Here is a 6,506-nt window from a genome sequence, read left to right on the forward strand (position 1 = left end):
GGTTTCCGCTCTCGTTGCGGAACGTGGAAGATCTCCTGTTCGAGCGCGGGATCGACATCTCACATGAGACGGTGCGCCTCTGCTGGACCGTTTCGGGCCCATGTTCGCGGCCGACATCCGCCGCCAGCGGATCTCGCGCATGCGCGGCTTTCGCCATTGGAAGTGGCGCCTGGATGAAATGTACGTCCGCTTGAATGGCAAGATGGTCTACCTCTGGCGAGCCGTGGATCATGAGGGCGAAGTCCTGGAAAGCTACGTGACCAAGACCCGCGACAAGGCTGCGGCTCTGCCGTTCATGCGCAAGATCTTGAAGTGGCACGGCAAAGTGGAAGCGATCACCACCGACGGCCTTCGCTCCTACAAGGCAGCCCTGACCGAGCTCGGGTGTGAGCAAAAACAGGAGACCGGCCGCTGGGCGAACAACCGGGTCGAGAACTCGCATCTGCCGTTCCGACGACGCGAAAGGGCGATGCAGCGCTCCAGGAAGATGAAGTCACTCCAGAAGTTCGCCTCCGTTCACGCCTCTACCGCCAACCACTTCAACGCTGAACGCCGTCTCGTCGATAGGCAGACTTACAAGACCCGCCGCTCGGCCGCGCTGGCAGAGTGGCAATCGCTCATGGGGTGAGGTTTGCAGCCGCCTAGGAGGATTGCGTCAAACGGAGAGCAGTTCGCATCCGGCTGACAGCACCCATCCAAGCTAGCGATGATCGAACCGCGCAAACAGGCCGAACAGATGACCGCACTCCAAGGTGGACTTGACTGCACCGCTGCCTCACTTTCATTAGCACTGCTAAGCAGGTGCTTTCACAGGAGAGTTTGATCCTAGACATCACCGGGGCGCAGCTTCGCGCGTTCATGCAGGTAGTCGAGCAAGGGAGTTTCAGTGCCGCTGCGGATGCGCTGAATATCTCGCAAGCTTCGGTAAGCAAACATGTGCGCGCAATCGAGCGCAAGACCGGAGTGCTTTTTGTGCGCAAAAAGGGCAGCGGAGTGCATCTGACCAGTGCCGGGCAGATCCTTTATGAACGAGGTCCCGGTCTTTTAGCGTACCTCTCGGATGTCACGCAGGCGCTTGCGGATGCAGCGAGTGCGCGGCCGAGGCTGCGTGTCGGCGTGGGCGAGTATCTTCTTTCGGCACTTCAAGGTGCAGTAACCGACTACCTCCTCAAATTCCCGCAGGAGATCGTCGAGCTTCGGCTTGTGGGAGGTGACGAAGGGCAGCGCCTTCTCGACCGAGGTGAGCTCGATCTCGTGCTGATCACGCGCGCAGAGCCGCCGCCTGGGCTAGATGCCCGCTCGAGAGCGGCCGTAACGCTGCGGTTGTATCGGGCCTCCAACGCCTCTCTAAGCGATCACCCGCTGCCGGTGATCATGCCACCCGCAGGATCGGCACCAGAAAGGTTTGTCGAAAGGGTCTTGCGCAACATCGGCTGTGCTTGGCAGCCTCATTCGACCAATGCGCCCAACTACACCGTCGTGCAGGAGCTCTGCATGCGGGGTGTGGGGGTAGCTTTGCTCTTTGAAGAAAGTACCACTGAAGCGGTGGCTGCAGGACGACTGGTGGCGGTCTCGCAGGCCGTTGTTGCCTGGCGGTGCTGTCTGACAGGCTCCGGCGCGCTCTCATCCGCCGCACAGCGATTTTCTCAGTTCGCCATCCATGGCGGGGTGACACGGAGATAGCTTTTAGGCTGTGGGTTAACAGCCCAAAGGTACCTTGCTTTGCGATGTGCCGGGTTCCAAGCCATCTTTACAATCAAGTATGTTGGTTCGGGAGACGCTCATGGGGGTCCAATCAGCCGGGCGAGTCTTCGCCACCACCACATCGATGCTCGCGTTTGTCCTGCTCAGTCCGATTGCGGCGGCGCAAGTTGCAACGGAGGAGGGGGACCCGTCCCCTGAGCCTGCCCAAGACATGATTGTGGTAACCGCTCAGTTTCGCGAACAAAGCATCCAAGACACGCCGCTGGCAATCACCGCGGTTTCCGATGAAATGCTGCAGGCGCGCAGCCAGACCGATATCGCCGATGTCACCGCGCAGGCACCCAACGTGACGCTAAAGCCTTCTCCCTCCAATTATGGCCCGTCACTCACCGCCTCGATACGCGGCATCGGCCAATACGATTTTAGCCCGGCGCTCGAGCCGGGTGTCGGTGTCTATGTCGACGACGTCTACTATGCGACCGTGACCGGCTCCGTGCTCGATCTTCTTGATCTGCAGCGCGTTGAAATTCTGCGGGGGCCGCAAGGAACGCTGGCAGGTAAGAACTCGATCGGCGGCGCAATCAAGCTCTATTCGCGCAAACCGGAAGGCATTCCCGGCGGCTATGCGACGGTGGCTTACGGTAGCCGCAACCGAATCGACCTGCGTGTAGGGGCGGACTTCGCGCTGACCGACAATCTGTTTGCTCGCATTACCGGCGTTTCCAAACAGCAGGACGGCTATGTAGAGCGGCGTGACTATGGCTGCCTGTTTCCCGAGAGCGGCGTGCCTGCACAACGCCCGGGCAGCGCAGACTGCGTTCTCGCGAAAGAAGGCGAGGTCAACTATCAGGCGGCGCGCATCATGCTGCGCTACGAGCCCTCCGACACGCTCGATGCAACGTTGGCCGCCGATTACAGCATTGACGACCGTACGGTTGCAGGATCTGTCCTCACAGCGGTAACGTTCAACGGCAATCAAGACAACGTCTCGCCGTATCCTGGCGTGAGTTTCGATCAGCGCTTCGTCCCGCCTAGCGGTTCCTACTACAACTATGCCACATATGAGTCCGCGCCTGACATTTTCACGCTGCCGAACGGGGCGCCATATCCGCTTCAAGGGGTCGAACTGGATGGACGTTCAAAACTCGAAAGCTGGGGAGTGTCGGCGAACATCAATCTGGAGCTTTCGAACCGGGTAACGCTTGACTCGATTACGGCATATCGCACCTACAGTACCAGCTTCGATACCGACGGCGATCTGTCTCCGCTCGCTGTCAATATGCAGTTGAACGAGATTGACTATTGGCAATTGAGCCAGGAGCTGCGCCTCAACGGCACCCTGGGAGCGGCGAATGAAATCGCCTGGACGCTCGGCGCTTTCTACTTCGATCAGAAGTCAGAACTCTACTCAATCGCGGATCTCAGGCCGAACCCGGTGCCTCTGCAATTTGCCGCCGATGACGTTATCCCGGCTTCAACCGAAGCGGTGTTTGGTCATATCAGCTGGGCAGCGACGAATGCTCTGACCTTCAACATTGGCCTGCGTTATACGACGGAAGAGAAGGATTACACTTTCGGCCGCGCCAACCTAAACGGCTCGTTCAATCCCTTTGTTGGAGCCCTTGAGGGTGCATCCGGGTCCTATTCGGGCGACCGTGTGGATTACCGGCTGAACGCGCAATACGAATTCACGCCCGACATCATGGGGTATGCCCAGTTCGCGACCGGCTTCAAGGGCGGCGGCGTCAGCCCGCGCCCGTTCAACCCGGAACAGGCACGACCCTTCGATCCCGAAACGCTCGACACTTATGAACTCGGCTTCAAAAGCCAGCTTTTCGATCGACGCATCCGCTTCAACGCCGCTGGTTTCTACAGCGAATATAACGACATCATCCTGACGCTGCTCACGTGCCCGCAGTTCGGTGGACCCGGGCCTTGCGCATTGTCAGCGAATGCCGGCGATGCGGAAATCATGGGACTTGAGGCGGAACTCTACGCCGAACCTATCGATGACTTGCTCTTCGACGCATCCGCCAGCTGGCTCGACTTCCAGTACACGCGCATCAATCCGGACGCGGGCGGAATTCCTATGAATGCCATTACGCCTTATACGCCGGAGTGGAAATGGAGCGTCGGAATTCAGTATAAATTCGATTTCGACGGGGCAGGCTCGGTGACGCCGCGCTATGACATGTCGTACCAAGGCGAAGTGTTCACCCGCCCGGAGAACCTGCCCACCAGCCATATCGACGACTACATCCTTGCAAATGCCCGATTGACTTGGAGGAATGCGGACGCTGACTGGGAAGCGTCACTAGCTGTTACCAACCTATTCGACAAATACTACTACCTGACCATCTTCGACCTGACGAATAGCACGGCAGGTTTCGCCAGTGGCCAGCCCGGCCGTCCGCGCGAATGGGTAATGAGCGTCAAGAAGTACTTTTGATGAACGCGTGGTGCCTGATGCTGCTGCGGTTCCGTGCGTGTGCGCCCGGTGGGCAACAGTTCGTCGCTTCCCGCGACACTTAGGCCAATACCAGTGGCGCATGAACTTGGCGGCACCTCGACAGAAGCCGATTTCGATCCCGTGCGAAGGGTGCTGTATTGCGCCGGCGGACCTGAGATTCCCACTTCCCGCTGGGCGACATACCTTGGAGTCGTCTGGGTCATTCCGTTATTCTAAGGAATTTTAAGGAACGAGAGCATGGCTGCAGGAGCGCGCCTGGACATCCCCGGTCTACCACACTCTTTGATGACCCTCCCGGCGCTTTTGTGCCCGCTTGTGGCGCTTTCGGCCTGTAGCGCTTCGCTGGATGAGGGAAGGGGGAGGCAGGACCCCGCCCTTGCCGAGACCGCGGCGGCGCCCGCGCTTGCGAATAGCGACAGGGAGTTGCTTTGGGGCGATACGCACGTCCACTCGCGCAATTCGGTAGATGCATTTGCCACCGGCTTGGCTAGTGCGGATATAGATACTGCGTACCGCTATGCCCGCGGAATCCCGGTCGTATTTCCCAAAACCGGGCAGAAGGTGCAGATTGACCGGCCGCTCGACTTCATTGTGATGGCCGACCACGCTGAGAACTTGGGCATTTCGCCACGTTTGTCGAAGGGCGACGAACAGTTGCTCGCTACGAAGCTGGGCCGGCGGCTCTATGACATCTTTACCGAGAAGGGCGGCCGCGAGTTCACTACCGCGATGATGGGGTTTTCAGTCGCAGAGGTGGACCGACCGGCCTACTTTTCCGAGTTGACCGCCCCTGCCATCAGGCAGACCAGCTGGAATGAGCAGATCAGTGCGGCGGAAAGGCACAACAGACCTGGGATCTTCACCACCATCATAGGCTGGGAATGGAGCTCCACCCCCAATACGCGTAACCTCCACAGAGTCGTGATGACCAATGCGGACGGTCGGACGGCTCGGAAATTTCTGCCTTACAGTTACTACATTTCGAATCGGCCGGAAGATTTGTGGAGCTTTTTCGAGGAAACGAAGGCGCGCACCGGCGCGGACTTCATCGGTATACCGCACAATTCAAACTTGTCCGACGGACTCATGTTTGCGCTAGTGGATAGTGAAGGCGAGCCGCTCACTTCTACTTACGCGAAGACTCGCGCAGCTTGGGAGCCAGTAGCAGAAATCACACAGTACAAGGGGACTTCCGAAACGCATCCGGTGCTCTCGCCGCGTGATGAGTTCGCGGACTTCGAACTTCGAAATATGTTGCTGTCGGGGGAGAAAACGGACGTTTCGCGCGGTTCATACCTCCGCAGCGCGTTGCTGCGCGGATTGGCCGAACAGAACCGGATTGGTGCTAATCCCTTCCAGATGGGCCTGATCGGCGCCAGTGACACTCACACCGGGCTTTCCTCGCAACGCGAAGCCGATTTCCTGGGCAAAATGGCGGAAGATTTTCTTCCGCGCGAACGGCTGGGGGCGCAAAGTCGACGCTCCAGCTTTCCGAATGCAGAGATGTCGGCCTCTGGCCTTGCGGCCGCCTGGGCTGACCGGAATGACCGACAAGCGATCTTCGACGCGTTCCGCCGGCGTGAGGTCTACGGCACCAGTGGGCCGCGGATGAAGGTGCGCTTGTTCGCCGGGCACGGCTTCTCCGAAACAGACGTGAAGGCGAAGAACTATGCCGCAATCGGATATCGCAAGGGCGTTCCGATGGGCGGGACGCTTGTCCGTGGCGCCGACCGCTCTGCGCCGCAGCTGGCAATCCGGGCGGTTAAGGATCCCGACGCTGCAAATCTCGACCGGATTCAGGTGGTGAAGGGCTGGCTGGCTGCAGACGGCAAGATGCACGAGAAGATCTTCAACGTGGCTTGGTCGGGCAACAGGACCCTGCGCGCCGATGGCTCCCTGCCGCCGGTAGGCAATACCGTCGACATCGACAAAGCACGCTACGCCAACACGATCGGCGCCCCCGAGCTTGTTGCCCTGTGGACCGATCCGGAATTCGATCCCGCAGAGCTGGCGTTCTACTATGTGCGCGTGCTGCAGATACCCACGCCGCGTCAGCATGTCTTCGATGCCCTTGCGCTGCAGATCGATCCCCGGAAAATCGACCTCCCCTCAGTCATCCAAGAACGCGCCTGGACCTCGCCTGTCTGGTACCGTCCATGACGGTCCTGCCAGAAGAACTGCACCGGATAGCAACCTGCCGTCGAACGGGGTAGCGCAAGGCCATGCCTCGTCCTCGCAAGCCAGCTAATCCATTTCGGTACTTCCGCTCCTCGCCGGAGGTCATCCGCCTCGTGGTGATGATGTACGTGCGCTTCCCGCTTAGCTTGCGGAA

General features: G+C 59.4%; 3 protein-coding genes and 2 pseudogenes. All 5 read left to right on the top strand.

Features of this window, described 5'->3' with window-relative positions; translation table 11 throughout:
• Positions 1–628: pseudogene (locus ELY13_RS14480) on the top strand (IS6 family transposase); the annotation flags it as partial.
• A gap of 191 nt (positions 629–819) precedes the next feature.
• Positions 820–1,683 (top strand): LysR family transcriptional regulator, encoded by an 864-nt coding sequence (locus ELY13_RS14485; protein WP_126174605.1) that lies wholly within the window; start codon positions 820–822, stop codon positions 1,681–1,683.
• 145 nt (positions 1,684–1,828) lie between these two features.
• Positions 1,829–4,153: a TonB-dependent receptor gene (locus tag ELY13_RS14490; protein ID WP_164549840.1), complete on the top strand. Its 2,325-nt coding sequence runs from the start codon at positions 1,829–1,831 to the stop codon at positions 4,151–4,153.
• Positions 4,154–4,411: 258 nt separating this feature from the next.
• Positions 4,412–6,334: a DUF3604 domain-containing protein gene (locus ELY13_RS14495; protein WP_206436088.1), complete on the top strand. Its 1,923-nt coding sequence runs from the start codon at positions 4,412–4,414 to the stop codon at positions 6,332–6,334.
• 62 nt (positions 6,335–6,396) lie between these two features.
• A pseudogene (locus ELY13_RS15750) lies at positions 6,397–6,506 on the top strand (IS6 family transposase); the annotation flags it as partial.

The organism is Altericroceibacterium xinjiangense (genome assembly GCF_003958635.1).
Taxonomy (GTDB): Bacteria; Pseudomonadota; Alphaproteobacteria; order Sphingomonadales; family Sphingomonadaceae; genus Altericroceibacterium_A; species Altericroceibacterium_A xinjiangense.

Coding starts and splice junctions, on each gene's coding strand:
- ELY13_RS14490 (WP_164549840.1), top strand. CDS start 1,829: ATGCTCGCGTTTGTCCTGCTCAGTCCGATTGCGGCGGCGCAAGTTGCA.
- ELY13_RS14495 (WP_206436088.1), top strand. CDS start 4,412: ATGGCTGCAGGAGCGCGCCTGGACATCCCCGGTCTACCACACTCTTTG.